Source organism: Caballeronia sp., from assembly GCF_028292365.1.
Taxonomy (GTDB): domain Bacteria; phylum Pseudomonadota; class Gammaproteobacteria; order Burkholderiales; family Burkholderiaceae; genus Caballeronia.
On sequence record NZ_JAQGMM010000039.1, the window covers coordinates 13,929 to 38,813 of the forward strand.

Here is a 24,885-nt window from a genome sequence, read left to right on the forward strand (position 1 = left end):
TGACAGGAGCACGCAACGCCCCGTCTGTTACTTTTTTGCGGCAGCCACAGTGCTCTTACGGGCCGCAGGTTTCTTGAGCGCCGTCTTCACGACAGGCTTCTTGCGCGCGCTCGGTTTCGGCTTCTTGGCCAATCCCTCTCTGCTCCATTGCTCAAGCAGGATCTGCGTCTGCGCGCGCACCGTTGCCTTGAGCAAGTCGCCCTTCTCGGCGTCTATCTCCTTCCATCCAAGCAATGCAAGCGTCGTGCGCGGCGCGACATGGAACATCAACAGTTGACCGTGCAAACTCAGCATCCGAATCATCGTAAGCTGATCGTCGGGTTTCGTGCCCGTGATGCGCGCGATCAAACGCGTGCCAACATCGTTCAAAGGTTGCCGCACACGCCGCATCATGATGTCCGAAGCAATGGTCGGCTCATGTCCTGCCTGTTCGCGCGTAAAGAAAAGCCGCTGGTTGGAAGTACCGCAAGCCTTCACGAACATACGGTCCGCAAGCGCTTCCTGAATGCGAATGAAAGCATCGATCAGCACTGGAATATCGCTGTCCCTGCTCAACACATCGGCGGCGTAAGTCACCACCGGCTCAAGCGTGACCCATGACGAGTCGGCGAGATATTCCGCACACGCCCGGTACACCCCCTCTTTATTCTCGAAGTAATACTGCAGCGCGGGTGCATTGACCCCGGCGCGCGCGGCGATGTCGCGCGTCGACGCGCCCTCGAAACCATGCTCACCAAAGGACTCAATAGCCGCTTCGATGATTCGCAACCTTGTCTCGTCGCCTCGCACGTATCCGCCGGCCGACGGACGGCGTAGCCGTTTTGTGTCGTTCATTCGTGCCTCTCCCGTCAACTAAACAAATATATCACTTGACACAATTTTACCAACTGGAATAATTGTTCCGATTGGAATAATTTGGATCAAAGATGTCAACAACCGCCGGGGCGCCTCCGCATGAAGTACCGCAAGATTCCACCGCTTCGCCCACGCGCCGATCTGGAAAACGCCTGATCCTGGTGGGGCTTGGGATTGTTGCGCTGATCGTTGCGGGAATCTGGCTTGCCCGCTGGTGGACAGTGGGACGGTTTATTGAAAGCACTGACGACGCCTATTTGCAAGCCGACAGTGTCACGGTTGCGCCCAAGGTCAGCGGCTACGTGACCGATGTCTACGTTGGCGATAACGCCACGGTGAAGGCCGGCGACCCGCTGGTCCGGCTCGATACCCGCCAGTATCAGGTCGCACTCGACCAGGCGCAGGCGACCATCGCTGCGCGCGCCGCGGATATCCAGCGCGCTCAAGCTGACATCCTCCAGCAGCACGCCAACATTGAACAGGCCAAAGCGCAACAGCAGGTCGCACGAGTGAGCGCCCAGCATGCCCGCGACGAAGTCCAGCGCTACGCACCGCTCGCTGCCACAGGCGCTGAAACCAGCGAAAGGCTGTCTGAGTTGACCAGCACACGGGATCAGGCACTGGCAACGCTGGCAGCCAACACTGCCGCAGTCGATGCCGCCGAGACACAGATCGCCGCCACCACCGCGCAGATCGCGCAGGCGCGTGCACAGCTCGAGGCAGCGGAAGCAAGCGCGCGGCAAGCGCACCTCGACCTGCAGGACACCGTCGTACGCAGCGTACTGGCCGGCAAGGTGGGCGACCGCTCGGTTCGCGTCGGTCAGTACGTGCAACCGGGCACGCGGATGCTGTCGGTCGTGCCGGTGCAAAGCACTTATCTGACCGCCAACTTCAAGGAAACGCAGGTCGGCCACATGCGCGTCGGCCAGCCCGTGATCCTGCATGTGGATGCGCTGCCAGGCACGGACTTGCACGGCGTAGTCGACAGTTTTGCGCCCGGCACCGGCGCCCAGTTCGCGCTGCTGCCGCCGGAAAACGCCACGGGCAATTTCACCAAGATCGTCCAGCGAATTCCTGTGCGCATTCGCATTGAGACAGGGCCGGAGACACGCAGCGTGCTGCTGCCCGGCTTGTCGGTGACCGCCGATGTCGATACACGCTCCTCCCGCGAGGGCGACGAGCGCATCAAAGCTGAGAACAACCATGGCTGATGTGACCACGGCAGCGGCTCCAGTGCCTGCTGCACCCGCGCCGGAGGAGGAGCGCGCGAGCGCGGCGGACTGGCTCGCGGTTGCGGCCGGCTCGCTGGGCGCACTGATGGCCACGCTGGATATCTCGATCACCAATTCGGCCTTGCCGCAGATCCAGGGCGAGATTGGTGCAACCGGGACCGAGGGTACGTGGATCTCGACCGGCTACCTGATGTCCGAGATCGTGATGATCCCGCTCGCGGCGTGGCTCACGCGCGTGTTCGGCTTGCGTAACTTCTTGCTCGCCAATGCCACGCTGTTTATCGCGTTCTCCATGATGTGCGGATGGTCGCACAGCTTGCCCATGATGATTGCCGGCCGCATTGGCCAGGGCTTCGCGGGCGGCGCCATGATCCCGACGGCGCAGACCATCATTCGCACCCGGTTGCCACGCTCGCAGATGCCCGTTGGCATGACCATGTTCGGCCTGATCGTATTGCTGGGTCCGCTGCTGGGACCAGTGCTCGGTGGCTGGCTGGCAGAGAACATCAGCTGGAGCTGGTGCTTCTTTATCAACCTGCCTGTCTGTATTGCGCTGATCACCTTGCTGATCGTAGGACTGCCGTCGGACCGGCCGCAGTGGAGCACGTTTTTCAAGGCGGACTGGGTCGGCATTATCGGCCTCACGATCGGCCTCAGCTCGTTGACCGTGGTGCTCGAAGAAGGACAACGCGAACGCTGGTTTGAGTCCAGCACGATTATCGCGCTGACCTGCGTGTCGCTGGCGGGCATGGTGCTGATCGCCATTTCGCAACTCACCGCGAAGCGGCCGATCATGCGTCTGAGCCTGATGCGCAATCCGCGTTATGCAAGCGTCATTGTCATTGTGTTTGCGGTCGGGGCAGGGCTGTACGGCGTGTCGTACCTGCTGCCGCAGTTCCTCGGCATAGTGTCCGGATACAACGCGCAGCAATCGGGCGCGATCATGTTGATATCGGGCGTGCCGGCGTTTCTGATCATGCCGATCCTGCCACGCATTCTCGGCAAGCTCGACTTTCGCATGCTCGTGATCGGTGGACTGTTGTTGTTTGCGTTGAGCTGCGTGCTCGATATTGACCTGACTGCGCAGAGCGTCGGCCACGACTTCTTCTGGTCGCAGCTAATACGCGGCTTTGCGCAAATCCTCGCGCTGATGCCGTTGAACCAGGCGTCAATGGCAGCGGTCTCGCGCGAAGACTCCGGCGACGCAGCCGGTCTCTACAACATGGCCCGCAATCTTGGCGGCTCGGTTGGGCTCGCCATCATCGGGACCGTGATTGACCGGCGCACGACCTTCCATACCGCAATGATCCGCGAGTCGCTGACCGCCAACTCGCTGGTGGGCCAGGAGCGCCTGACGTCGAGTGCCGCGAGCTGGTTCGCGCAAACCGGCGACATGGCCTATTCCAAAATGCGTGCGCTCGGCCAGATAGCCGTGCAGATCCATATGCAGGCTACCGTCATTACGTACTCTGAAACGTTCTATCTGCTCGGTCTCGCGCTGCTTGCCTGCGTGCCGCTTGCGCTCCTCCTGAAGACTCCGCGCGGCCCCGTTTCGACATCCGCCGGCCATTGACGGCAAAGACACTATCCACGATGTTCCCTCGCCCTACTGCTCCCTTTTTACTAACGCTGCTGGCGTCTGTCTGCGCATTCTCGGCCTGCACCGTCGGCCCCGACTATGCGGGCGCGCCCCAGGTCGCACCCGACGCGGCCCATGCTTCCAGCTTCGTCCGTACGCCCGCGGCCGGCATGGTCTCGACACGCGCACCGAGTCAATGGTGGCTGTCGCTCGATGATCCGCAACTGAACACGCTGATCGACGCCGCGCTCGCTCATAACCCGGACGTTCACGCAGCGCAAGCGCGTTTGCGCGAAGCACGCGCGCAGTTGCAGCACCAAAAAGCGAACGGCATGCCGACCGCGTCTTTCGACGCCGCCGCGTTGCGCGTGCGCGAGCCCAACCTGAGTTCGCTGTCATCTTCTCAAGGCAGTTCGGGCGGTTCATCTTCATCCGGAGGAGGACCGCTGCAGCTCTATACGGCGGGCTTCGATGCATCGTGGGAAATCGATCTGTTCGGCGGCACGCGACGCGCGGTGGAAGCTGCGACGGCGGAAGCGGATGCAGTCGACGCCGATCTCGCCGACACCCAAGTGTCGCTCGCGGCGGAAGTCGCGCAAGCTTATGTTGACCTGCGTGATGAGCAACAGCGCCTGACGCTTGCACAACACTCCGCGGAACTCGAGCAGCAGATGCTCACGTTGACGCAACAGCGCCGCGCACACGGCACGGCGGCCGACGTCGATGTGGAGCGCCTGACCACGCAGGTCGAGAACACCCGTGCGACGCTGCAGCCGCTAGACGAGCAAGTCGCCGAATCGCTTGATCAGCTCGCGGTATTGACCGGACAGGCACCGGGCGCGCTCGATCAGGCGTTATCTGCGCAGCGGCCGATGCCGACCTTGCCGGTGTCCGTGGCTATCGGTGACCCCGCTTCAATGCTGCAGCAACGGCCCGACATCCGCGCGGCGGAACGACGCCTTGCTTCGAGCAACGCGCAGATCGGCGAGCACAAGGCGGACTTCTTCCCGAAGGTGACGTTGTTCGGTGACATCGGCTATACCGCCGCTGATCCGGGCCACCTTGTCCGCAAGAACAATTTCAGCTGGATTGGTGCGCCTTATCTGCAGTGGAACGTGCTGGACTTCGGCCGCACGCTCTCGAGCGTTCGCGGCGCCGAAGCATCGCGCGACGAGGCCGATGCGAAATACGCGCATACGGTGCTCGCGGCGTTGCAGGACGCGAATACTTCGTTGTCGCGTTATGGGCATCAGCGCGAACATCTGGCTACGCTGCAGCAAGTGCAAGCATCGGCGGACCGCTCGCTTACGTTGGTGCGTCAGCGTTATACAGCGGGTACATCAAGCCTCATCGATCTGCTCGATACCCAACGGACGCAGTTCAGCGCACAGCAGAATGTAGTCTCGGGACAAGCTGAATTGCTGAAGGATTTTGTCTCTTTACAGAAGAGCCTGGGACTCGGCTGGCGCGTGCAAGGGTGACGCGAACGCTAAAGAAGTCGTTGCCGCTTGGGGCGCTCGTCCTATGCGGCTTTGACGCATGGGGATCTAATTCTGGACGATGCCGGGAATGTCGACCTTGAGATTGACATCGGCTTCATAGTTGACTCCGTCGATCTCGAACCCGAACAACCGCAGAAATTCGCGCTTATAGCCGGCGAAATCGGTGAGTTCATAGAGGTTGTCGGTAGTGACCTGATCCCAGAGTTGCTGCACGCGAGCCTGCACTGCCGGACTAAGTTCTTTGGCGTCCGCACGCAACCGGCCCGCCTGATCCATGCACGGCGAATCGCCATACAAGCTGTCTTTGTAGAGGCCGTAAACCTGTTCGATGCAACCCTCGTGCGTCCCCTCTTCTTTCATGACCTTGAACAGCAGGGACAAGTACAACGGCATCATGGGAATGGCTGAACTTGCCTGCGTGACCACCGCTTTCAATACCGAGACGCGCGCGTCGCCTCCGTGACCGGACAGGCTGTCGCGAATCGCAAGGACCTTGTGATCCAGGTCTTTCTTGGCAGCGCCTATGGAACCGTTCCAATATATGTCGTGAGTTATCTTCTCGCCGAGATACGTGAACGCGGTGGTCTTCGCGCCCTCTGCCAGAACACCCGCTGCAAGCAACGCATCAATCCACATCTGCCAGTCTTCACCGCCCATCACGGCCACGGTGTTATCGATCTCGCTTTGCGTCGCCGGTTCCAGGCTGCTTTCCTTGACAACTTCCTTGTCGGTATCGAGGCCGCGCAGCGTAATGGCCTTGCCGACCGGTTTCAGTGTGGAAGTAAAAACCTCCCCCGTCTTCGGGTGCGTCCGTCTCGGTGACGCGAGGCTGTACACGACCAGATCGATCTGCCCGAGATCGCGCTTGATGATATCGATTGTCTTCTGTTTGATCTCGTCAGAGAAAGCGTCGCCGTTGACGCTCTTTGCGTAGAGTCCCTTCGCGGCCGCAAATTTGGTGAATGCTGCGGTGTTGTACCAGCCGGGCGAGCCGGGTTTGCTTTCTTCGCCTGGACGTTCGAAGAAAACACCGAGGGTATCGGCGCCGCATCCAAATGCCGCCGTGATCCGGGCAGCAAGTCCGTACCCGGTCGAAGCGCCGATCACCAGGACTTTTCTGGGTCCCGCAGCAATGGGGCCTTGTGCCGTCACGTAATCGATCTGATTCTCGACGTTGGCCTCGCAGCCGACGGGATGAGTAGTCACGCAAATGAAGCCGCGCACGCGTGGTTTGACGATCATGAAGACCTCGCTTGTGGGAACGCCTGAATTGCATTCAGGCAGCACGAAAAATTTCGAGCATTGTAAATGACCGACGTCATGCCGGTCGCCGCTCGCTTCATTTTCGCGGTGACCCGCCGGGTTAAGATAGCGCCGTCAAAGCGGCGTTAGATGCAGCTTCCCATAGTATCCATGCGTCCGTGAAAGCGTGACGCCTACTTCATGATCTCTACCCAGTACATCAGCCGGATCAGCTTGCAGCGCGACAAGGTCGAGTCATTCGAACGCTATCCGTTCTCGCTGCCCGCAGTCCGGGCGCTGGACACCCTTGAGTTGCATCCAAAGATTACTTTCTTCGTAGGCGAAAACGGCTCCGGGAAATCGACGCTCCTCGAGGCTATCGCTGTATCGATGGGATTCAATCCCGAAGGCGGCACGAAGAATTTCAACTTCGGTACCCGGGCATCGCACTCCGTGCTCGACGAATACCTGCGTATTGCTAAAGGAGTGAAACGGCCAAAAGATGGCTTCTTTCTGCGCGCAGAGAGCTTCTTCAACGTGGCCACCGAGATCGAGAACCTTGATTCGGAGTTTTCGTTCGGTCCTCCCGTCATCAACTCCTACGGAGGAAATTCCCTGCACGAGCGTTCACATGGAGAGTCTTTTTTGGCGCTGCTAATGAACCGCTTCGGCGGCAAGGGTCTTTACCTCCTCGACGAACCGGAAGCCGCGTTGTCGCCACAACGACAACTCACTGCACTGGCGAGATTTCATGACCTGGCCCGCGATGAATCCCAGTTCATCATTGCCACTCACTCGCCTATCCTGATGGCGTATCCGGACGCGTGGATCTACGAGTTCACTACGGAAGGGGTAGCGCGCGTCAGTTACGAAGAGACAGAACACTTCCAGGTCATGCGGTCGTTCCTGGCCAACCCCGAACGCATGCTGCGCACGCTTCTGGGCAACGATGAATAGCGTCGCTCTCCGGACGACCCGCAACCCGACTTGGCACCCTTCAACTACCGCCCTCTGAGGTTCCACCATGGAACACATTGTTTTCCGGACCGCTCTCTTAGCCGATATCCCTGCAATCGTCGCGTTGCTGGCCGACGACGAACTCGGGAGCAAGAGAGAAATCACCAGCACGCCGCTTGACCAACGATATGTCGATGCATTCCGGGCAATAGAAGCCGATGCGAACCAGCGACTAGTGGTTGTTGCCGACGGCAGCGAGATAATCGGCACACTTCAACTTTCGTTCATCCCCGGCATTGCACGCATGGGTTCGTGGAGAGGACAAATCGAGGCGGTTCGAATCGCTACACATCGCCGTGATTCCGGACTGGGCCAGAAGATGTTCGAATGGGCGATCTCCGAATGCAAGTCGCGGGGGTGCAGCCTGGTCCAGCTCACGACCGACAAGAGCCGTACCGACGCCCACCGGTTCTACGAAAAGCTCGGCTTCAAGGCTAGCCACGAGGGTTATAAGCTCGCCTTGTAGAGCCTCTGGCATCCTCGCGCAAACATCTCCGCACTCCTCCAGAACACACGCGCACGGGCATCCGTGCGTCTTCATTTCCGCCAAGAGCGGTCTTATCGCGCATAGGGACGCAACAGAATTTGCTTGCTAAATCGCTGCACGGGATAATATATTGGCATATGCAACTACTTTGAATGGTCTTGCAACGGGTCGATGCGCCCCAGCCCGGCCACCGGTCATCCCATCAAGGCGAAGATATGCAGAAAAGATTTCTGTTGCTGTTATGCGTGTCCGTACCGTCATTCATGATCAACCTGGACGCCAATATTGTGGCGGTGTCGCTCTCGTCGATTGCGCGATCGCTGCATGCGGATTTCGTCGCGATTGAATGGGTGATCTCGGCTTACACGCTCGCATTTGCAACGTTGGTAATGCCTGCCGGCGCACTCGCCGACCGCTTCGGCAGAAAGCGCTTGTTGATCATTGGCTTGCTTGTCTTCACCACCGCGTCTTTCTTCTGCGGCGCTGCTACATCAACGGTTGTGTTGAATGCCGCACGCGCGCTGCAAGGCGTTGGCGCTGCGTTGCAGCTTAGTGCTGCACTGGCAGTTCTTGCGCATGGATTCCAAGGGAAGGAGCGTGCCAAGGCGTTCGCATTCTGGGGTTCGGTGATCGGTGTGGCCATCATGCTGGGGCCTGTGGCGGGCGGATTGATCACGCAGTCGCTGGGCTGGCAGTGGGCTTTCTATGTGAACTTGCCGGTCGGCGTAGTCATGATCGCGCTAACGTATTTCGTAGTCGATGAATCCAAGGATCCGCATGCAATCGCCATCGACATTTGGGGCGTTCTGACGTTCAGTGCATTTCTCGGGCTGCTGACCTGGGCGCTGATTTCAGGCAATCGCGAAGGCTGGCTTAGTACGTCCGTCAGGGCGCGGCTGGCGGGCTCAGCCATTTTCCTCATTGCGTTCGTAATCGTCGAGCTTAAGCAGGCACGACCTATGGTCGAGCTTGGCTATTTCATCAAGCGGACCTACCTGGGTGCGAGTCTGGCCGGCGTGTCGTACGCGGTCGCGTTCCTGACCATGCTGACCTATCTGCCCTTCTTCTTTCAAAGCGCGCTCGGCTATTCTCCGCTGAATGCGGGCTTGCTGATGCTGCCGCTCGCTGTGCCTTTGTTCGGAGTGCCGCGCATTGTGTCGGTGTACCTCGATCATCGAATGTCAGGACGCATGCTGCTCGTTTGCGGCCTGTTGCTGGTCGCAGTTGGTTTGTTCGGAACCGCGCTGGAAATCCAGGCGTTCAGCTATGGTGCGATCTTTCTCCCCATGCTCGTTGCTTCCACCGGTGCCGGAATCCTCAACGGTCAGATCGCCAAGGTCAGCATGACCGTGATTCCTGTGGAACGGGCAGGCATGGCGTCGGGGGTATCAGGGACCATGCGGTTTAGCGGCATTGTGGTGGGGTTCGCGGCACTCGGCGCGTTATTGTTTTATCGGATCCAGGTAAGCATTGGAAGAGAACTGCCGGCAATCAGCGCCCACGACAAGCTCGAGATTACGCGCTCTATCGCGAATGGAAACCTGGCTTCCGCGGCGTCGCTGATTTCATCGCATCAAGGCCTTGGATCCATCGCGCGAACCAGCCTTGGTTACGGGTACGAAGGGGTGCTGCTCGCGGCTTCCGTTGTTGCATTCGTGGCGAGCGCGGTTTGCTGGCTGTTGATAAGCGCCGAGGAAACGGCGCCTCATCACGATCGGCAGTCCGCCATGCGTCTGGATGTGTCAATAGACTAAGATTGCCTGATGATCTTTCGAACCGTCATTTTCACGAGCGCCATGAACATTTCGAATAAGCAGCACTCGTCTGCCGCAATCTCTATATGCAACGGCGCCGCGTTGCGCAAAGCCACGCGCAGGCTCTCACAGCTTTACGACACTGTGCTCGCGCCTTGCGGCCTCAAGCTGTCGCAGCATTCAACACTGGCGCATATCGATCGGGCAGGCACGCCGAACATGAGCGATCTGGCTAGAGACATGGTGCTTGACCGCTCCGCACTTTCACACAATCTCAAGCCGCTTGAGCGCGACGGTTTTATCGAATTGCTTCCCGATGAAACGGATAAACGCGGGCGCCTGGTTGCCTTGACGCCGGCTGGAAAAAACAAGCTGGCCGAGTCCAAAGTGCTTTGGAATGAAGCGCAGAGACGCTTCGAAAACGCCTATGGCGCAGCCAAGGCGTTGAAGCTGCGCACGCTGCTGGCGGACGTTTATTCCGACGAACTGGAGCAGTTGTTCCTGGACGAATGATTTCAACGACCCGCTCGGGCGAAGCGCGATTGCCCCGCCCCCATAAGCAAGTCCGTCTTCGCCGAAAAGTAAAACGAAGTCAGTCGAATCGATTAAACACTCGGCAGATCTTCCAGCGTTTTTTCAATCCGACCCTCTTCAAAAGAGGTTTCAATGCCAATGTGCCCGTTAGCGTAGGGGATCGAGCTAATCTGAGGACCCAGATAGCTTCGCCCGCCGAGCTTGAACACCGTGCGCACCATCTCCCCTTTTTCGAGGACTTTTACGACGTGGTCCACATCGACGACTTTGGGCGCAGACGTCCAGTTGGCCGTCAATTCATCGATGTTTCCCCAACGCACATGAGTGACGCGATCATTGGTCCAACGCACACCATCAATGGCAACAATAGACATGGCTGACTCCGTCTATTAATGAAGCACCTTAGTGAAACAGCGACCTCGTCCAAAGTGCGCTTTTTTGTTCTTGTATTGATCTTGGGAACGAACGGTTCGCGCGACGCAGCTCGCAGGTTTGCAAGCTTCTGCAGGAACCGCTGGGAATCGATTCTTTCAATGCGGACACTGCACGGCGAATGGGAAATAGATTGACATGGTTCCGGCGAATGCACAAGCGAGCGCAGGGCCCGAATGCAATCGCGATCGTGTGTTCAAGTCCGGCTCTTTCTTCGCGTCAGGACATTGAGCGCAAAGTGTCTTCTGCCATTCGAAGGTCGGCTATCAGGTGCTCGATCACCGCACGGCCCGCTGCGCGTGTAGCGCGGCCTAGCGGAAAATAGGCGTGCACGGGAACATCAACGGTTTTCCAGTCCGTGAGCAGCGCAACTAGCGATCCGTCTTCGAGTTCACGTCGGCATGCCCATCCAGTCGTCGACGTAATGCCAAAACCCGCCACCGCGGCAGCAACCGCGCCTTCGTTCTCGTTTGTCGTGAAATGCGGCGAGACTTCCGCCTCCACAGTCTCACCATCACGCTCGAACTTCCACGCCCACGGAACCGATGTCGCAGGGCCACCCACTATTCTGTGCGAAACGAGATCTTCGGGCCTCACCGGTATCCCCGCACGCTCAAGATAGCTCGGCGCCGCGAGGATCATGCGAGGGATCGTTGCGATAAGTTTCGCTGTTGCTCCGGAATCCGCCAGCGGGCCAAGGCGGATCGCAACATCGACGGCGTCGCGAACCAGATCCTGCCTTCGATCCTCCAGGAGAAGCTGGATTTGCAGATGGGAATGTCTGGCAGTGAAAGTCGCAAGGCGCGGGATGACTTCTCGAATCGCCACGCTGGTCGGCATGCTCATTCGCAGCGACCCGCGCAACTCGCGCCCTTCACGAACGCTATGTTCCGCTTCGTCCAGAGCCATAAGAATTGGCTCCATCCGGGCAAGGAATTCGGAACCCGCTTCCGTCGGCACGACGGCGCGTGTGGTGCGCGAGAGCAACCGGGCGCCGAGCCCTGCTTCCAGCTCAGCAATGATGCGCGAGGCCTGTGACTGCGAGAGTCCGCATTCGCGAGCAGCGGCTGAGAAGCTGCCCAGCCGCGCGACGCGGGTATAGAGCTTGAGCGCGAATATGTCTTTCATCAAGGTTCCCATGGAACGAGATAGCTGCGCCGGCACCGGCCTTGGGGCGGTAAGGCAATTAATGTGCGTAAGACATAAAAGATAACCGAAATCAACGGGCGTCTGGCTCTTCTCGCTTGCAGACCCATCAAAACTACCGGGCGCAATGCATATAAATCTTCGACCGAAGCGCGCGGCGCTGACATCATTCATAGAGTTGACTGAACAATCCTCAGACGTTCTTGACCCAAACCCATGTGTAATCCACATAAGTCATAGCTGAAAAGACCGGCTTCCAGTTAGGGGGTGGTCGCTTTAACCTGTGTTCATCGACAACGCGAGCCCACCCCGTCGTACGCGTCGTTTCTATTCACCACCGGAGATTGACCATGAACGACCTGCTCGCCTTTGCCGTTGACGCCCACGGTGGCCTGGACCGCTGGAACACGTTCAGCCGACTCAAGGCCGAGCTATCGGTTAACGGCGCGATCTGGCACCTCAAGCAGCAAACCGGTCTGCTCAATGAAAAGGTCTTCGAACTCGACACGCATCAACAACGGCTGACAATCACGCCCTTCCTGGCCGACGGTCAGCGCAGCGTGTTTGTTCCGGGTCGAGTATCCATCGAAACCCTGGACGGCGCGGTGATCGAGAGCCGTGATGACCCCGAGGCCGCCTACGCCGGTCACGTCCAGGAAACACCGTGGGACAAATTCCACGTCACCTACTTCGCGAGCGAGGCATTGTGGACCTATCTCACGTCGCCCTTCCTCTACACGTATCCCGGGTTCGAGAGCGAAGAGATCGAACCTTGGCACGAAAACGGCGAGGAATGGCGCCGGCTCAAGGTGACGTTCCCTGCTGATATCCATAGCCACACCCGGACGCAGATTACCCACTTTGGTCCGGACGGACTGATGCGGCGCCACGACTACACCGTCGACATTCTGGGCGGCGCAAGCGGCGCCAACTATGTCAGCGATTACGCCGATTTCCAGGGCATCAAGATGCCGACCAAGCGGCGCATCTACGCTTATGACGAGCACATGCAGAAGGTGCCTGAACCGCTGCTCGTTTCCCTCGACTTCGGTCATTTGACTTTCAGCTAAGCGTCAACCCGTCAACCGGGCTCTGATGGCCGCCTACACGTCTTCGGCTCCATACCGCATTCGATTGGGATTCTCACCATGTCTACCGCCCCACTTTTCCTGCCGCTGCAACTGGGCGCGCTGTCGTTGCCGAATCGGATTGTAATGCCTGCCCTTACCCGCATGCGCGCCGGAGCCGGCGGAGTGCCTTTGCCCATGAGCGCCGAATACTATTCACAGCGAGCCACGGCGGGTTTGATCATTAGCGAAGCGACGGCAATCAGCGTCAACGGACACGGTTATCCGCAGATGCCCGGCATCTACTCGCCGGAGCAGGTTGCCGGTTGGCGCGCGGTCACGGAGGCCGTTCATGCGAGGGGCGGGCGGATCATGCTGCAGATCGTGCACCACGGACGCTGGTCGCATTCGAGCTACAACCCCGACGGCAGCCTGCCCGTCGCGCCGTCACCTATAGCAGCGCCGGGCCTCGCGTACACGCCGGTGTTTCAGCAGGTGCCCTACGAGACACCGCACGCGCTGGACACGCTTGAAATATCAGAGATAGTGGTGTCGTTCTGGAGCGCAGCGAGGAATGCGCTCGATGCCGGTTTCGATGGCGTCGAGATCCACGGAGCAAATGGTTTCCTGCTCGACCAGTTCCTGCAGGACGGCAGCAATCATCGCACCGACGAGTACGGCGGTTCGATTGAGAACAGGACGCGACTATTGCTTGAAGTGGTCGACGCGATCACGGACGTTATTGGCTCCGATCGCACCGCCGTGCGCCTGTCGCCGCACGGCAACCTGGGCGGCCTCCATGACAGCGACACGGTGCCTCATTTCACCCACGTGATTCGCGAACTCGGTCAGCGTAAGCTCGCGTATCTTCACTTGATTGAGCCGCGTGCGTCATCGGCGGGCTTCGGCGATGACGCGAGCGTGGACAGCGCGAACAACGCAGCGCTGTTCCGCCCTATATTCGACGGACCGCTGATCACCGCCGGTGGCTACAACCCCGGGACAGCTGTCCATGTGATCGGGTCCGGGCTGGCCGACGCCGTTGCGTTCGGACGGATGTTCATTGCCAACCCCGACTTGCCTGAGCGCATTCGAGCAAGCGCCGCGTTGAATCGGTTCGATCGGGCGACAGCTTACGCCGGGGACGCTCACGGTTTCACGGATTATCCGGCGCTAACGGCCTAGTTCACAAACCCGCTCGCGCCGACGAATACCAACTCGGTGAAGCTTAACTAAACGTAACCCAAGGGAAACGCCATGAGCACTCAAGAGAAGAACAAGAGCATCGTGCTGGAAGCATTCGACACGCTCTTTAACCGGCGCGACTATGCAGCCGCCGAGAAATTCTGGTCTCCTCAGTACATTCAACACAGCGCGCACATTGCACCGGGTCGCGAAGGCCTTTTCGAACTCACCCGAAATTTACCTGACACGCTGGTCTATGAGCACGGCGTCATCATGGCCGAAGGCGACTTCGTCATGGTGCATGGACGCTTCTCGGGCAACGGCGGCCCGGCAGCGCTTATCGCGGTAGACATTGTCCGCCTTGAGAACGGGATACTCGTCGAGCACTGGGACGTACTGCAGGATGAAGCGACCGCTGAAAGTTCTGCCAGCGGCCTGCCGATGTTCGGCGACCGCTTCCCCGGTTAAACCGTTCGGTGGTAGTTCACCACTGCCACCCGCGGATTTCCCGGCCGCCCTCATCATTCAATAGCCTGCTGAAGCTTGAGTCTGACGTTGCGCCCATGTGTCTCCGGCATCTTCAGATAGACGAGCAACGAAATAGCGGACCACGCGCTGACGTACCAGTAAAAATAGTGCTCGTGTCCGATCGACTTGAACTTCAGCGCAACGAATTCCGTGGTGCCGCCGAGGATGGCCGTGGTCAAGGCATACGGCAGGCCCACAGCCAGCGCCCGAATGCGCACGGGAAAGAGTTCAGTCTTAGCCAGCATGTGAACCGACGTAAAGCCGCTCAGCATGAAGAGCCCGCAAAAGGACAAAACAAACGCAACCAGCGGGTCGTGCGTAGTTGCTAACGCGTTGAAAATAGGCACGGAAAACAGCGTGCAACTTAGCCCGAAAAAGATCAGGACGGGCCGGCGTCCCAGGATGTCGGAAGCAAGGCCAAAGAGCGGCTGCAACGGCATGTACAGCAGCAGCGCTAATGCTGAAACAAGCGTGGCCGATTCCTTGCCGAGCCCGACGGTATTCACCAGGAACTTCTGCATATAAACGGTGTAGGTGTAGAAGCCTACCGTCCCGCCCACGGTAATCCCGACGGCCAATAAAAGTTGTCGCCAGTGGAGCAGCATTTCGCGGCTGATGGGGGTACCGTGCCGTGTCCCGCTGTGCTGGAATGCCTCGCTCTCCACTACATTGCGCCGCATGTAGAGCGCGAACAACGCAAGCACGCCGCCAATCACAAACGGTATTCTCCACGCCCACCTGTCGATCTGCCCGGAGGTGAAGAGCACGTGCTGCATGACCAGCAGCAGACCTAACGCCAGCAACTGCCCCGCCACTACGCTCACCTGCAGGAATCCAAGGTAAAAGCCCCGGCGATTCGCCGGCGCAATCTCGCTGAGATAGGTCGCACTCGTGCCGTATTCGCCGCCCATGCTCAAGCCTTGCAACAGCCGCGCGAAGATCAGGATGGCGGGAGCGAAAGCCCCGATCGTCGCGTAGCCCGGCGTAACAGCAATGATCAGCGAACCAATGCACATCACCGACACCGACCCGGTCAGCGCCGACTTACGGCCACGGCGATCCGCATACAAACCGATCAACCAACTGCCGAGCGGACGGGCCACATACCCCACTGCTGCGATTGCTGCCGCGTTCATCAACTGGACCGTGGCGTTATCGCTGGGGAAAAACGCTTTGGCGAAGTAAATGGAAAAGATGCTGTACGCGAGAAAGTCGTACCACTCGATCAGGTTGCCGGCGAGGCCGCCTGCGATGGATCGCAACAGCGCTGGCCGACTCAAAGGTCGTTCCATTCCAGGGGCGCTCATGGTCAGTCTCCTTTTGTTATGCAGCAAGCGATCCGCTTTCTTTACCGCGCAACCGGCTTAGTCATCCTGCGCGGCGTATTTTTCGTCGAGCTGGTCATAGAAGGGTTTGTCGACCAGCCGCTGACGCTCGTTGAACGGCACTACAAGCCCCGGATCTTCGTCGAGCTGACCTCGAGCCTTGAGTACGCTCAAAGCCCGCTGCATGCCGCATACGGCGCTCTGTAGCGATGCGTTTGCGTAGAGCGCGATCCCAAACCCAAGTTCGGCCAGCCTGGATTGCGGTAGCGTCGGCGTCTTTCCGCCTATCACGATGTTGATTAGCTGAGGCGCGTCGAACATCGCGGGCAAGCGTTGGATCTCCTCGATCGTTTCAACCGCCTCAATGAACAGAACGTCCGCACCCGCTTCAGCAAAACGATGTCCGCGCTCAATCGCGGCATCGAATCCATGGGTCGCGCAGGCATCGGTGCGGGCAACGATCAGCAGATTGGGATCCTCGCGCGCATCGACGGCAGCGTGGAGCTTGCCGACCATTTCACTGGTCGATATCACCGCCTTGCCTGCGAAATGCCCGCACTTCTTCGGACTCACCTGGTCTTCCAATTGGATGGCGTCGGCACCTGCGCGTTCCAGGGTACGAACTGCATGACGCACATTGAGCGCGTTGCCGTAGCCGGTGTCCGCATCGACGATGAGCGGCAAGTCCACGGCGTCACGTATACGCGCGGTATGGTCGGCCATTTCGTGCAGGCCGATAAACCCGAGATCCGGAAGGCCGAAAAACATGTTGGTCACGCCGGCGCCGGTGATATACAACGCACCAAAACCGGTATCGGCAACCACGCGCGCACTCAGCGCGTTAAAGGCGCCGGGCACGAGCAACGCGCGCCGGCTTTCAACCAGCGAGCGGAAGGCGCTGCGACGTTCAGCAGATGGAAGCGACATGATTGAACTCTCCGTGTTGACGTTGGTGACTTTGGTGAGGTTGGTGACCAGGGTGCAGCTTATTCGAACCGATACAGCGCGCGGGCCGAGCGAGTAAGGATAAGCTCGCGCTGCGTCGCGTCAGGAACCCATTGGTCGAGCGCACGCCGTGTGGCGTCGTAATCGACCAGTTGCTGATGCTGCGTGTGCGGCCAGTCACTGCCCCAGACCAACCGCTCGTGTGTGTACACGTCCAGAAGCTGGCTGGTGAGTGCGGTCCCCAAGACCGTTCCATCATTGCCGGGCGCACTCCGGTAAGCTGCGGACAGCTTGACCCACACGCGTCCTGTCGAAGCCATCGACAGCAGGCATCCAAAGCCCGGATCGTTTGCGCCGGTGTGCGGATTCGGGCGCCCGAAGTGGTCAACGACCACCGTGCAGCCCTGTTCCAGCAGCGGACTTACTACCGCATGCAAATCCACTGCTTCACGATGGACCTCGACATGCCAGCCAAGCGCATTGACACGCGCGAATAATCGTCGCCATTCAGGCGCACTCAATTGAGGAACCGGCAAACCGATCAGGTTTAATCGGATACCCACCACGCCGGTACTATCGAGCCGTGCGAGCTCGGCGTCGGTGACTGCGCAATCCACGACCGCCACTCCGCGAAAGCGTCGCGGATAACGCTTCGCTACATCGAGGAAAAAACTGTTGTCGGTGCCGAGAAAACTGGGCTGGACCAGCACCGCGTGCGAGATACCGTTCGCCAGCAAGTGGCCAGCATAGCCATCCAGCGTCGCGTCGTAGTCCGGCGCGTGGCGACGCTGCGCCGCAAGCGGCAAGCCGCGCACGAAGACGTGGGCGTGAGCGTCGATAGCCGTGATCCGCGTGTCTTTGATGTTGTTGGCATCGTTGGCGTCAGACCACTGATCCGCCGCTGTCGTGTCTTGTGCCTGCATCGTTTCAATCCGTTCGTCGATCATGGGTCCTCCGTCTCAGGCGCGCGTCACGGCATTGGCCGCCACCGTCGCGATCCGTCGGTTCTTTGTTTCCGGCAGCATGAGTGCGGCCACCACCACGAGGCCGTAAGCAATGCCGGCGTCGATGCCAAGCGCCGAACCAAGCGGCATCGAGTTACCCATGTGTCCGACCAGCACCGGAAAACCAGCCGAGACAATCCGCCCGAAGTTGTAGCAAAAGCCCACGCCGGTGCCGCGGATGCCTTGCGGATAAAGCTCGTTGAAAAGCGCGCCGAGCGTGGCCGGGATGCCTGCCGCAAAGAGACCTAGCGGGAAGCTGAGGAAGAGCATTGCGGTGTCGCCCATTGGCAGGAAGACGTAGAGGTTGACCGTCGCGACACAGCATACGGCGAAGAGGATCACGTTGAGCCTGCGGCCGATCCGGTCCTGAAGCCATGCGCTCACGAAACACCCGCAGATGAACGCCGTAATGACGACAGCAAGATAACCACCCGTGCCGAGCACGGACAGATGCCGCTCGGTCTTGAGGTACGTCGGCAGCCAAGTGGTGATCGCGTGGTAACCGCCGTGTGCACCCACGCCGATCAATGCGCCCACGATCGTAGTACGGATTACTGACCGGTCGAAGATGCTGCTTGCCGCTGGCATCGCCTGTCTGGACGACCCTGCGCTTACAACGGCGCGCGGCGGTTCGACCACATTACGGCGCAGATAAAGCACGAGCCCGGCAGGAATCACGCCGATGCCGAACAGGAGCCGCCACGCCCACTCCGGCGACACGAACGAGAACACCAGCATGTAGAGAAGCACTGCGCCGCCCCAGCCGAAACCCCAGGCGCTTTGCACGATGCCCATTGCTTTGCCACGATGTTCCGCGCGGATGGTTTCGCTCAAGAGCACGGCGCCAGCGGTCCATTCGCCGCCAAAGCCCACGCCTTGCAAAGCCTTGAGGACCAGCAACTGTTCGAAGTTTTGCGCGAAGGCGCTGAGGAAAGTGAAGAGCGAGAACCAGACCACGGTGACCTGTAGTGCACGCACTCGGCCATAGCGGTCCGATAACATACCCGCAAGCAGTCCGCCCAGCGCACCGGCGACGAGCGTCGCGCCGCCGATCAGCCCCGCTTGGCCCTTGCCGATACCCCAAGTTACGAGCAAGGTCGGGATCACGAGGCTGAACAACTGCGTGTCCACGCCGTCGAGTGCCCAGCCGGCGAAGCAACTCCACAAGGTGCGTTTTTCCGTCGCCGATATGTCGCGGTACCAGTTCACTTGTTGTCTCCACATTATATTTTTCACGACGAGCGTCATTCGTGCGCTTCGTCCATGGAGGCATTCTAAGGACGAGCTGGATAAAGATATATGATGCAAACGATCATCTTTCATATCGTTTTAATATGGACACGCGCATCCTGAAATACTTTCTCGCCGTTGCCGATGCAGGCAGCGTCACCCGCGCCGCCGAACGTCTGAACATTGCTCAGCCCGCGCTGAGTCAGGCGCTCACGCGCATGGAGAACGAACTGGGCGTCAAGTTGTTCAGCCGCACGCGGCGTGGCGCCGACCTGACCGCGGCCGGGCTGGCGATCGTTGAGGACGTGCGGATGAGCGTCGCGAGAATCGACGCCGCCTCGCACCGCGCTCGCGAGATCGGCGCGCAGCGCGCTGGGCGGCTGACCGTGGGATTCGCGTCGGCGGCATTGTTCGAGGTGCTGCCGCGTGCGATCGCGGCGCTGCGTGCGTCGGTGCCGGATGTTGAACTGATGCTGCGCGAGATGAGCAATGCCGAGCAGGCGAGTGCGCTTGAGAAGGGTGAAATCGATATTGGCTTGCTGCACACGCCGGTGGCAGTCGCGGGCAAGATGCGCGAAAAGTTGATCGCGCGCGAGCCGTTGATCGCCGTGTTGCCCGAGGCGTTTCCGCTGGCGACGGGCGCGAAGGTGTCGTTACGTGAACTCGCGTCATACGGACTTGTGTGGTTTCCACAGGGCCAGTTACCCGGCGTCCGTGCGGGTATTCTGAGCGCGTTCCGCCAGGCGGGTTGCGAGGTGGAGATCGCGCAGGAGGCGAATCGGTCGCTGACCGTACTCGCTTGCGTGGCCGCCGGGTGCGGTGTGTCGTTACTGCCCCAATCGGTTCGGGCGTTGCAATTTAGCGGAGTGAGGCTGTGCGAGATAGTCGATGGCGCCGCGCTGCCGCGCTTCGAACTCAGCGCAATATGGCCGGCACGGGCAAGACAGACGCTTGCCGGTCGCTTCGCCGGATTGATCGAGCCTTATTCCGCGGCTTGGGTGGTGTAGAGGTGTAGTGGCGTAGTGGTTATGCGCTGCACGACGTCACTCAGTCATGCGCCCATTCTCATGCAACTTCGGGATGTCCGCGAAGCACACGCCCAAGAAACGCCCTCGTGCGTTCATGTTGAGGCGTGTCGAAAAATTGGTCGGGGGCGGCCTCTTCAACAATCCTTCCGCCGTCGATCAAAATGACGCGATCGGCCACTTCTCGCGCGAACCCCATTTCGTGCGTGACGCAAAGCATGGTCATGCCTTCTTTTGCGAGGCTGACCATGGTGGCCAGGACCTCTTGTACGACTTCGGGATCCAGCGCGGAGGTTGGTTCATCGAAGAGCATGATGGACGGCTGCATGCACAGCGCACGCGCGATGGCGACTCGTTGCTGTTGCCCGCCGGATAACTGCCCAGGATACTTGTCTGCCTGATCCAGCACGCGGACTTTCTGCAGAAAATAAAGTGCTTTTTCTCGCGCCGCAGCCTTCTTTACACCGCGCACTTTGATGGGAGCCAACATGCAGTTTTCCAGTACCGACATATGCGGAAACAGGTTGAAGCTCTGAAAGACCATGCCCACTTCGCGACGGATGTCCTTGAGTAACGTCAGGTGGTCGCCGCTACGCCCATCCGTGACACAGATTGTTCCGGACTTGAATGTTTCCAGTCCGTTGATGCACCTGATCAACGTCGACTTGCCGGAACCCGATGGGCCACATATTACGATTCGTTCTCCTCGATTGATGCGAAGATCGATGCCTTTCAGAACAGGAAGCGTTCCATAGCTTTGTTCAAGCCCTTCTATTCGAAGGATTTCATTCCGGGTTGAGAACGCGTCATCCATGATCAGACCTCGAAGCTAACAGTGACTAGGGACGGGCGAGGCCGAACATACGCTTGGCGCGTTCGAGCCTGCCCCGAGTTGAGCGATACCCTTGCTTCTTTCGGAAACGCTCGGACAACTCGGAGCCGATCGAGCAGATCAGAAGATAGACAACCGCGACCGTCGAATAGAATTCCACCAGTTTCGAATCGCGCTGAGCGATCTTTGCCGCCGCACCAAAGAAGTCGGTTAGAGACAATACGTACACGAGCGCTGTGTCCTGAAACAGGATGATTGTCTGCGACACGATGATCGGCGCAGTGACCTGCAAGACCTGGGGTACGACAACGCTCCAGTACATGGTCAAGGTGGAAAGGCCCAGCGCCTTCGCACCCTCATATTGCCCTTTGTCGACCGCCTTGAGCCCGGCACGTACTATCTCTGCGTAGTAGGCGGATTCAAAAAGTGTGAAGGTGATGAAAGCGGTGAATTTCGGGCCGAGCGGGATCGAACGGCCCGCCGGCGTCAAGTGACCCAACAGCAGCGGAACCAGGAAGAAGAACCAAAAGAGAACAAGAATCAGGGGAATAGAGCGCATCAAGGTGACGTATGCACGAATGGCCTCGGCCGCAACGGGCACAGCCATGTGCCTGATGATTGCCATGAACGTCCCTAACAACATTCCGCCGATCATGGCCACCAGCGTGAGCTCGATCGAGAACACAAGTCCCTGCAGCAAGTATGGGGTGGCGTTGATTACAGCAGCAAAATCAAAAGACATGACGCCCCCTATTTTCTAACCGTGTTGTTTGGGCTCACGCCAGGAATACGGAGCGCCCGCTCCACCTGAAATGCGACTTGGTGCAGCACGAGTGCAATCAGCAAGTACAGAACCGTTGCACTCGCGAAGGCGTCGAACGTCCTGAACGTGAATTCATTGATCTGTTCTGCTCGAGCGGTGATCTCAAGCAAACCGATCGTCAACGCAACCGACGTATTTTTAAGGAGGCCCAGCGCTTCGCTGGTTAGCGTCGGAATGGTTATTCGAAGTGCCTGCGGCAACAAGATCAGCAGGTAGGTTTGGATGGCGGACAGGCCGAGTGCGTCGGCTGCTTTTTTCTGGCCATCGGAGAGCGCATTGATACCGGCACGAACTTGTTCTGCGATACGCGATGCCGTGTACAGGCTAAGCCCGGCTACAGCGGGATAGAAGCTCGCCCACGGGGGCGCGATCTGCTTGATCGCGTTTCCCCATGCGGTAGGGATCACCTCTGGCAGGACGAAGTACCAGAGGAATACCTGGACGAGCAGCGGGACATTGCGGAACACCTGAACATAAATCCGCGCCACGATTCGCAATGGAAGATAGCGGACCGTACGAGCTGCACCCACGCTTATGCCGATCGCGAACGCGAACACGCCGGAAACAAACCACAAGAGCAACGTCCAGCATAAGCCGGACATCAACCAACCGAGGTAGGTGCCCCCTTCCGCTGTCTGGTCAAAGAGAACTTGCATTGTTTTTCCGCTCACTGAAAAGGGCGCGCGTGAAAGGACGCCACGTACCGACTTTCAATCGGCCGCTGCCAGGGGAGACTCTTTAAAGCGCTAAGGGGTAAGCGAATCGCTAGGCGCTGCGACTCGTGCCTTGAGCGCTTCGTTCATCGGTAGCGAAAGATTCTGCCCGTGGGGCGGAATGGGTTGCGTGAACCACTTGGCGTAAGTCTTTGAAAATTCCCCCGACGCCATTTGGGCACTTAAGGCGCCGTCGACCACCGACTTGAATCCCGGGTCGTTCTTCGGAATCATCAGGCCGTAGTAATAGACCTGACCGCTTGCATTCGGCAGATATCGGAATGCCTTGGGGTCCGGCGATCCGGCTACAAGCCCTGCTTCCAGGATGTTGTCTTCAAACCAGGCCGACGCGCGTCCTGTGCGCAACAATAAGAGAGACTCGGCTTGTTCCTTCGATTGAAGGATCGTCATGTTGAGCTTGAGATCGCTATTGATCTTCATCGCAAGACCCAGGTTGAGCGACCCCTGCGTCAGCACGACGGTCTTGCCTTGAAGCTCTTTCACGTCGGTAATTCCCGACGATGCCGTGGTCAGCCAGGTCGGGCCGCCGGCGAAAGTGGCGACCGAAAATCCGACCTGTTGCTGACGTTCGGCTGTGTTGGTCGTGCTTCCACATTCAATGTCGATCGTGCCGTTTTGCAGCAACGGTATGCGGTTAGCTGCGCTAACCGCCAGATAAGCCACGTTCAGCTTTGGCAGCTTCAACTCTGCCTTCACTTTTTCCGCGATCGCGGCGCACAGGTCTAGCGAGAAGCCGACCGGCTTTTGACCAGCGCCAAGAAAAGAAAACGGAATCGAGGACTCGCGATAGCCAAGCGTAAGCGTATTGGAGGAACGGATTTTATCCAGCGTTGAACTTTCCGCGTGCGCTGCGGGAGCAGTAAGTCCAACGCCGCTAATGGCCGCAATGAACAGCCAATGTCTCGCCGCAATATGCATCATGGTTTCCCCAATGTTGAAAAATCCGTTCGATATCCACGCCAACTCTCAGGCGGCTTTCGCTACCGCGGTTTCGTCGAGACTGTCGCGCAATGCCTTGTCGAGGATGTCGACCGCGCGATCGATCTCGTCCGTTGAAACCGTCAACGGAGGTGCAATGCGCCACACGGAGCCGCGTTCAGGACGGCGACGAATGTTCATGCTCAGACCGTTTTCAAAGCATTTCCGGGTCGTCATTGCACCAAGCTCATGAGCCGGATTGCGCGATGCCCGGTCGGTCACCAGTTCGACGCCAAGCAGGAGGCCCGCACCCCGGATGTCGCCGATTACCTCATAGCGCTGCTGTAGTTCTTCGAAGCGGCGGCGCAGGTAGCCCCCCATTTCATTCGCTCGCGCAATGAGGTTCTCTTCCTTGATCACCTTCAACACTGCCAGTCCAACTTCCGCTGTGAGCGGGTCCGAAACGTGACTGGTGTAGAACGTGAAGTGCTTCTGGTGGAGGACTTCTTCGATCTTCGCCGTTGTCGATACCGCGGCAAGCGGCAACCCGCCTCCGAGCGTTTTTGACATGGTCATGATGTCGGGGACAACGCCGAAGAATTCGGATCCGGTACGCGTTCCGATCCGGCCAAACGCGGTTTGCGCTTCATCGAAAATGAGCAGCATGCCCCGGTCGTCCGCCGCCTTTCTAAGTGCCTGCATGAACGGCTTCGGTGGCACCAGGACGCCGCCCGCGCTAATGATGGGCTCGACAATGATCGCCGCACCGCGCCCGCTCGACTGCATGTCGAACATCTTCAACGCGAGGTTCAGGTTCGCCAGCGCCGCTTCTTCCGGCGTAGCCGCCTGAATGTACGGGCGATACGAATTCGGCTCGGGGATCAAAAAAACGCCGGGTGCGGGAACGCCATACCCTTTGCGGTCGCTCGCGAAGGACACCGTACTCGCGCCGCCCGTAATGCCGTGCCACGAGCCCCCCAGCGCCAGGACTTCATAGCCGTCGGTGTACATCTTGGCCATGCGCAGCGCGACCTCGGTGGCCTCGGATCCGGTATTGATGAAGATCGTTTTCTTGATGTCGCCGGGCAACCAGTCGCTTGCAAGCGTCTGCCCGAGTTCGGCCACGACCTCAGGGATCATGCCGCTGAACATATGGAAGGCCTTCTCGCCCGCCCGATGAACGGCTTCCACAATCGCAGGATGGTTATGCCCGATCGTGGCGCACATCTGTCCCGATGTGAAGTCCAGGTACTCGCGTCCGTTGCTATCCTTTACGATAGTGCCTTTGGCGGACGTGAACAGGTTCGGGAAGGCATCGCCACCGTATCTGATCAAAAAGTCCCTGGATGCTTGCAGAAGTCCTTCTTTCATCGTTCACTCCGTTGGCTCGTTATGCAGCTGGTTCTGGTCTCTAGCCGCATAACCTGGGTTGCATGACTTCATCGAACGACCGCCTCCGCGCCATGTTCGTCGACGTGCAAAATTCGGC

The 24,885-nt window shown here is 59.1% G+C and carries 24 protein-coding genes; 11 read left to right on the top strand and 13 right to left on the bottom strand.

The features are described 5' to 3' along the window. Nucleotides 1-27: 27 nt before the first annotated feature. Nucleotides 28-834 (bottom strand): CerR family C-terminal domain-containing protein, encoded by an 807-nt coding sequence (locus JWR14_RS01990; RefSeq protein WP_299700436.1) that lies wholly within the window; start codon nucleotides 832-834, stop codon nucleotides 28-30. A 92-nt stretch (nucleotides 835-926) separates the two neighbouring features. On the opposite strand from JWR14_RS01990, the gene JWR14_RS01995 reads away from it, so the two are divergent. Genes JWR14_RS01995 through JWR14_RS02005 form a run of 3 tightly spaced genes read left to right on the top strand, consistent with a single transcriptional unit; the run spans nucleotide 927 to nucleotide 5,147 of the window. Next, entirely contained in the window at nucleotides 927-2,066 is a 1,140-nt protein-coding gene (locus JWR14_RS01995; RefSeq protein WP_299700439.1) for an HlyD family secretion protein, read from the top strand. Then, entirely contained in the window at nucleotides 2,059-3,660 is a 1,602-nt protein-coding gene (locus tag JWR14_RS02000) for a DHA2 family efflux MFS transporter permease subunit (RefSeq protein ID WP_299700442.1), read from the top strand. The genes JWR14_RS01995 and JWR14_RS02000 overlap by 8 nt, the downstream gene beginning before the upstream one ends. A 20-nt stretch (nucleotides 3,661-3,680) precedes the next feature. Continuing rightward, nucleotides 3,681-5,147, top strand: coding sequence for an efflux transporter outer membrane subunit (locus JWR14_RS02005; protein WP_299700445.1), 1,467 nt, complete (start codon nucleotides 3,681-3,683; stop codon nucleotides 5,145-5,147). Between the two features lie 66 nt (nucleotides 5,148-5,213). Here JWR14_RS02005 and fabV read toward each other — a convergent pair whose 3' ends face one another. Beyond that, a complete protein-coding gene (gene fabV, locus JWR14_RS02010) occupies nucleotides 5,214-6,410 on the bottom strand; it encodes an enoyl-ACP reductase FabV (protein ID WP_299700448.1) in 1,197 nt (398 codons plus the stop codon). Nucleotides 6,411-6,611: 201 nt separating this feature from the next. On the opposite strand from fabV, the gene JWR14_RS02015 reads away from it, so the two are divergent. The 4 genes from JWR14_RS02015 (at nucleotide 6,612) to JWR14_RS02030 (ending at nucleotide 10,181) form a co-directional block, all read left to right on the top strand. Continuing rightward, a complete protein-coding gene (locus JWR14_RS02015) occupies nucleotides 6,612-7,367 on the top strand; it encodes an AAA family ATPase (protein WP_299700451.1) in 756 nt (251 codons plus the stop codon). Between the two features lie 67 nt (nucleotides 7,368-7,434). Next, entirely contained in the window at nucleotides 7,435-7,893 is a 459-nt protein-coding gene (locus tag JWR14_RS02020) for a GNAT family N-acetyltransferase (protein WP_299700454.1), read from the top strand. Between the two features lie 236 nt (nucleotides 7,894-8,129). Then, the gene (locus tag JWR14_RS02025; RefSeq protein WP_299700457.1) at nucleotides 8,130-9,668 is read left to right on the top strand and encodes an MFS transporter; all 1,539 of its coding nucleotides are present in this window, start codon (nucleotides 8,130-8,132) and stop codon (nucleotides 9,666-9,668) included. Nucleotides 9,669-9,710: 42 nt separating this feature from the next. Beyond that, entirely contained in the window at nucleotides 9,711-10,181 is a 471-nt protein-coding gene (locus tag JWR14_RS02030) for a MarR family winged helix-turn-helix transcriptional regulator (RefSeq protein WP_299700460.1), read from the top strand. Nucleotides 10,182-10,273: 92 nt separating this feature from the next. Here the strand turns inward: JWR14_RS02030 and JWR14_RS02035 are convergent, their stop codons facing one another. Together JWR14_RS02035 and JWR14_RS02040 are read right to left on the bottom strand one after the other, a co-directional pair. Next, nucleotides 10,274-10,576: a hypothetical protein gene (locus JWR14_RS02035; protein WP_299700464.1), complete on the bottom strand. Its 303-nt coding sequence runs from the start codon at nucleotides 10,574-10,576 to the stop codon at nucleotides 10,274-10,276. Between the two features lie 277 nt (nucleotides 10,577-10,853). Next, nucleotides 10,854-11,762 carry a LysR family transcriptional regulator gene (locus JWR14_RS02040; RefSeq protein WP_299700466.1) on the bottom strand — a complete coding sequence of 303 codons (909 nt, stop codon included), beginning with the start codon at nucleotides 11,760-11,762 and terminating at the stop codon, nucleotides 10,854-10,856. A 368-nt stretch (nucleotides 11,763-12,130) separates the two neighbouring features. Between JWR14_RS02040 and JWR14_RS02045 the strand changes: the two genes are divergently transcribed. The 3 genes from JWR14_RS02045 (at nucleotide 12,131) to JWR14_RS02055 (ending at nucleotide 14,500) form a co-directional block, all read left to right on the top strand. Further along, nucleotides 12,131-12,850 (top strand): hypothetical protein, encoded by a 720-nt coding sequence (locus JWR14_RS02045; RefSeq protein WP_299700469.1) that lies wholly within the window; start codon nucleotides 12,131-12,133, stop codon nucleotides 12,848-12,850. A gap of 78 nt (nucleotides 12,851-12,928) precedes the next feature. Next, a complete protein-coding gene (locus JWR14_RS02050) occupies nucleotides 12,929-14,032 on the top strand; it encodes an alkene reductase (protein ID WP_299700472.1) in 1,104 nt (367 codons plus the stop codon). 72 nt (nucleotides 14,033-14,104) lie between these two features. Further along, on the top strand, nucleotides 14,105-14,500 hold the full coding sequence (locus tag JWR14_RS02055; RefSeq protein WP_299700475.1) for a nuclear transport factor 2 family protein: 396 nt from the start codon (nucleotides 14,105-14,107) through the stop codon (nucleotides 14,498-14,500). Between the two features lie 53 nt (nucleotides 14,501-14,553). Here the strand turns inward: JWR14_RS02055 and JWR14_RS02060 are convergent, their stop codons facing one another. From JWR14_RS02060 to JWR14_RS02075, 4 genes are read right to left on the bottom strand one after another with little or no spacing between them, the layout of a single operon-like run. Next, nucleotides 14,554-15,867 carry an MFS transporter gene (locus JWR14_RS02060; protein WP_299700478.1) on the bottom strand — a complete coding sequence of 438 codons (1,314 nt, stop codon included), beginning with the start codon at nucleotides 15,865-15,867 and terminating at the stop codon, nucleotides 14,554-14,556. 57 nt (nucleotides 15,868-15,924) lie between these two features. Further along, nucleotides 15,925-16,812 (bottom strand): isocitrate lyase/PEP mutase family protein, encoded by an 888-nt coding sequence (locus JWR14_RS02065; RefSeq protein ID WP_299700481.1) that lies wholly within the window; start codon nucleotides 16,810-16,812, stop codon nucleotides 15,925-15,927. A gap of 59 nt (nucleotides 16,813-16,871) precedes the next feature. Further along, nucleotides 16,872-17,777: an amidohydrolase family protein gene (locus JWR14_RS02070; protein ID WP_299700484.1), complete on the bottom strand. Its 906-nt coding sequence runs from the start codon at nucleotides 17,775-17,777 to the stop codon at nucleotides 16,872-16,874. A 12-nt stretch (nucleotides 17,778-17,789) separates the two neighbouring features. Then, nucleotides 17,790-19,043, bottom strand: coding sequence for an MFS transporter (locus tag JWR14_RS02075; protein ID WP_299700487.1), 1,254 nt, complete (start codon nucleotides 19,041-19,043; stop codon nucleotides 17,790-17,792). 125 nt (nucleotides 19,044-19,168) lie between these two features. Between JWR14_RS02075 and JWR14_RS02080 the strand changes: the two genes are divergently transcribed. After that, entirely contained in the window at nucleotides 19,169-20,071 is a 903-nt protein-coding gene (locus tag JWR14_RS02080; RefSeq protein ID WP_299700490.1) for a LysR family transcriptional regulator, read from the top strand. Nucleotides 20,072-20,129: 58 nt separating this feature from the next. Here the strand turns inward: JWR14_RS02080 and JWR14_RS02085 are convergent, their stop codons facing one another. From JWR14_RS02085 to JWR14_RS02105, 5 genes are all read right to left on the bottom strand, one after another. Next, complete coding sequence (locus JWR14_RS02085; RefSeq protein ID WP_299700493.1) at nucleotides 20,130-20,903, bottom strand: amino acid ABC transporter ATP-binding protein; 774 nt, start codon at nucleotides 20,901-20,903, stop codon at nucleotides 20,130-20,132. A 25-nt stretch (nucleotides 20,904-20,928) separates the two neighbouring features. After that, nucleotides 20,929-21,663, bottom strand: a complete 735-nt coding sequence (locus JWR14_RS02090; RefSeq protein ID WP_299700496.1) for an amino acid ABC transporter permease — start codon at nucleotides 21,661-21,663, stop codon at nucleotides 20,929-20,931. Nucleotides 21,664-21,671: 8 nt separating this feature from the next. Continuing rightward, nucleotides 21,672-22,400: an amino acid ABC transporter permease gene (locus JWR14_RS02095; protein ID WP_299700499.1), complete on the bottom strand. Its 729-nt coding sequence runs from the start codon at nucleotides 22,398-22,400 to the stop codon at nucleotides 21,672-21,674. 90 nt (nucleotides 22,401-22,490) lie between these two features. After that, complete coding sequence (locus JWR14_RS02100) at nucleotides 22,491-23,399, bottom strand: amino acid ABC transporter substrate-binding protein (protein WP_299700502.1); 909 nt, start codon at nucleotides 23,397-23,399, stop codon at nucleotides 22,491-22,493. 45 nt (nucleotides 23,400-23,444) lie between these two features. After that, nucleotides 23,445-24,767, bottom strand: a complete 1,323-nt coding sequence (locus JWR14_RS02105; protein WP_299700505.1) for an aspartate aminotransferase family protein — start codon at nucleotides 24,765-24,767, stop codon at nucleotides 23,445-23,447. Nucleotides 24,768-24,885 lie beyond the last annotated feature (118 nt).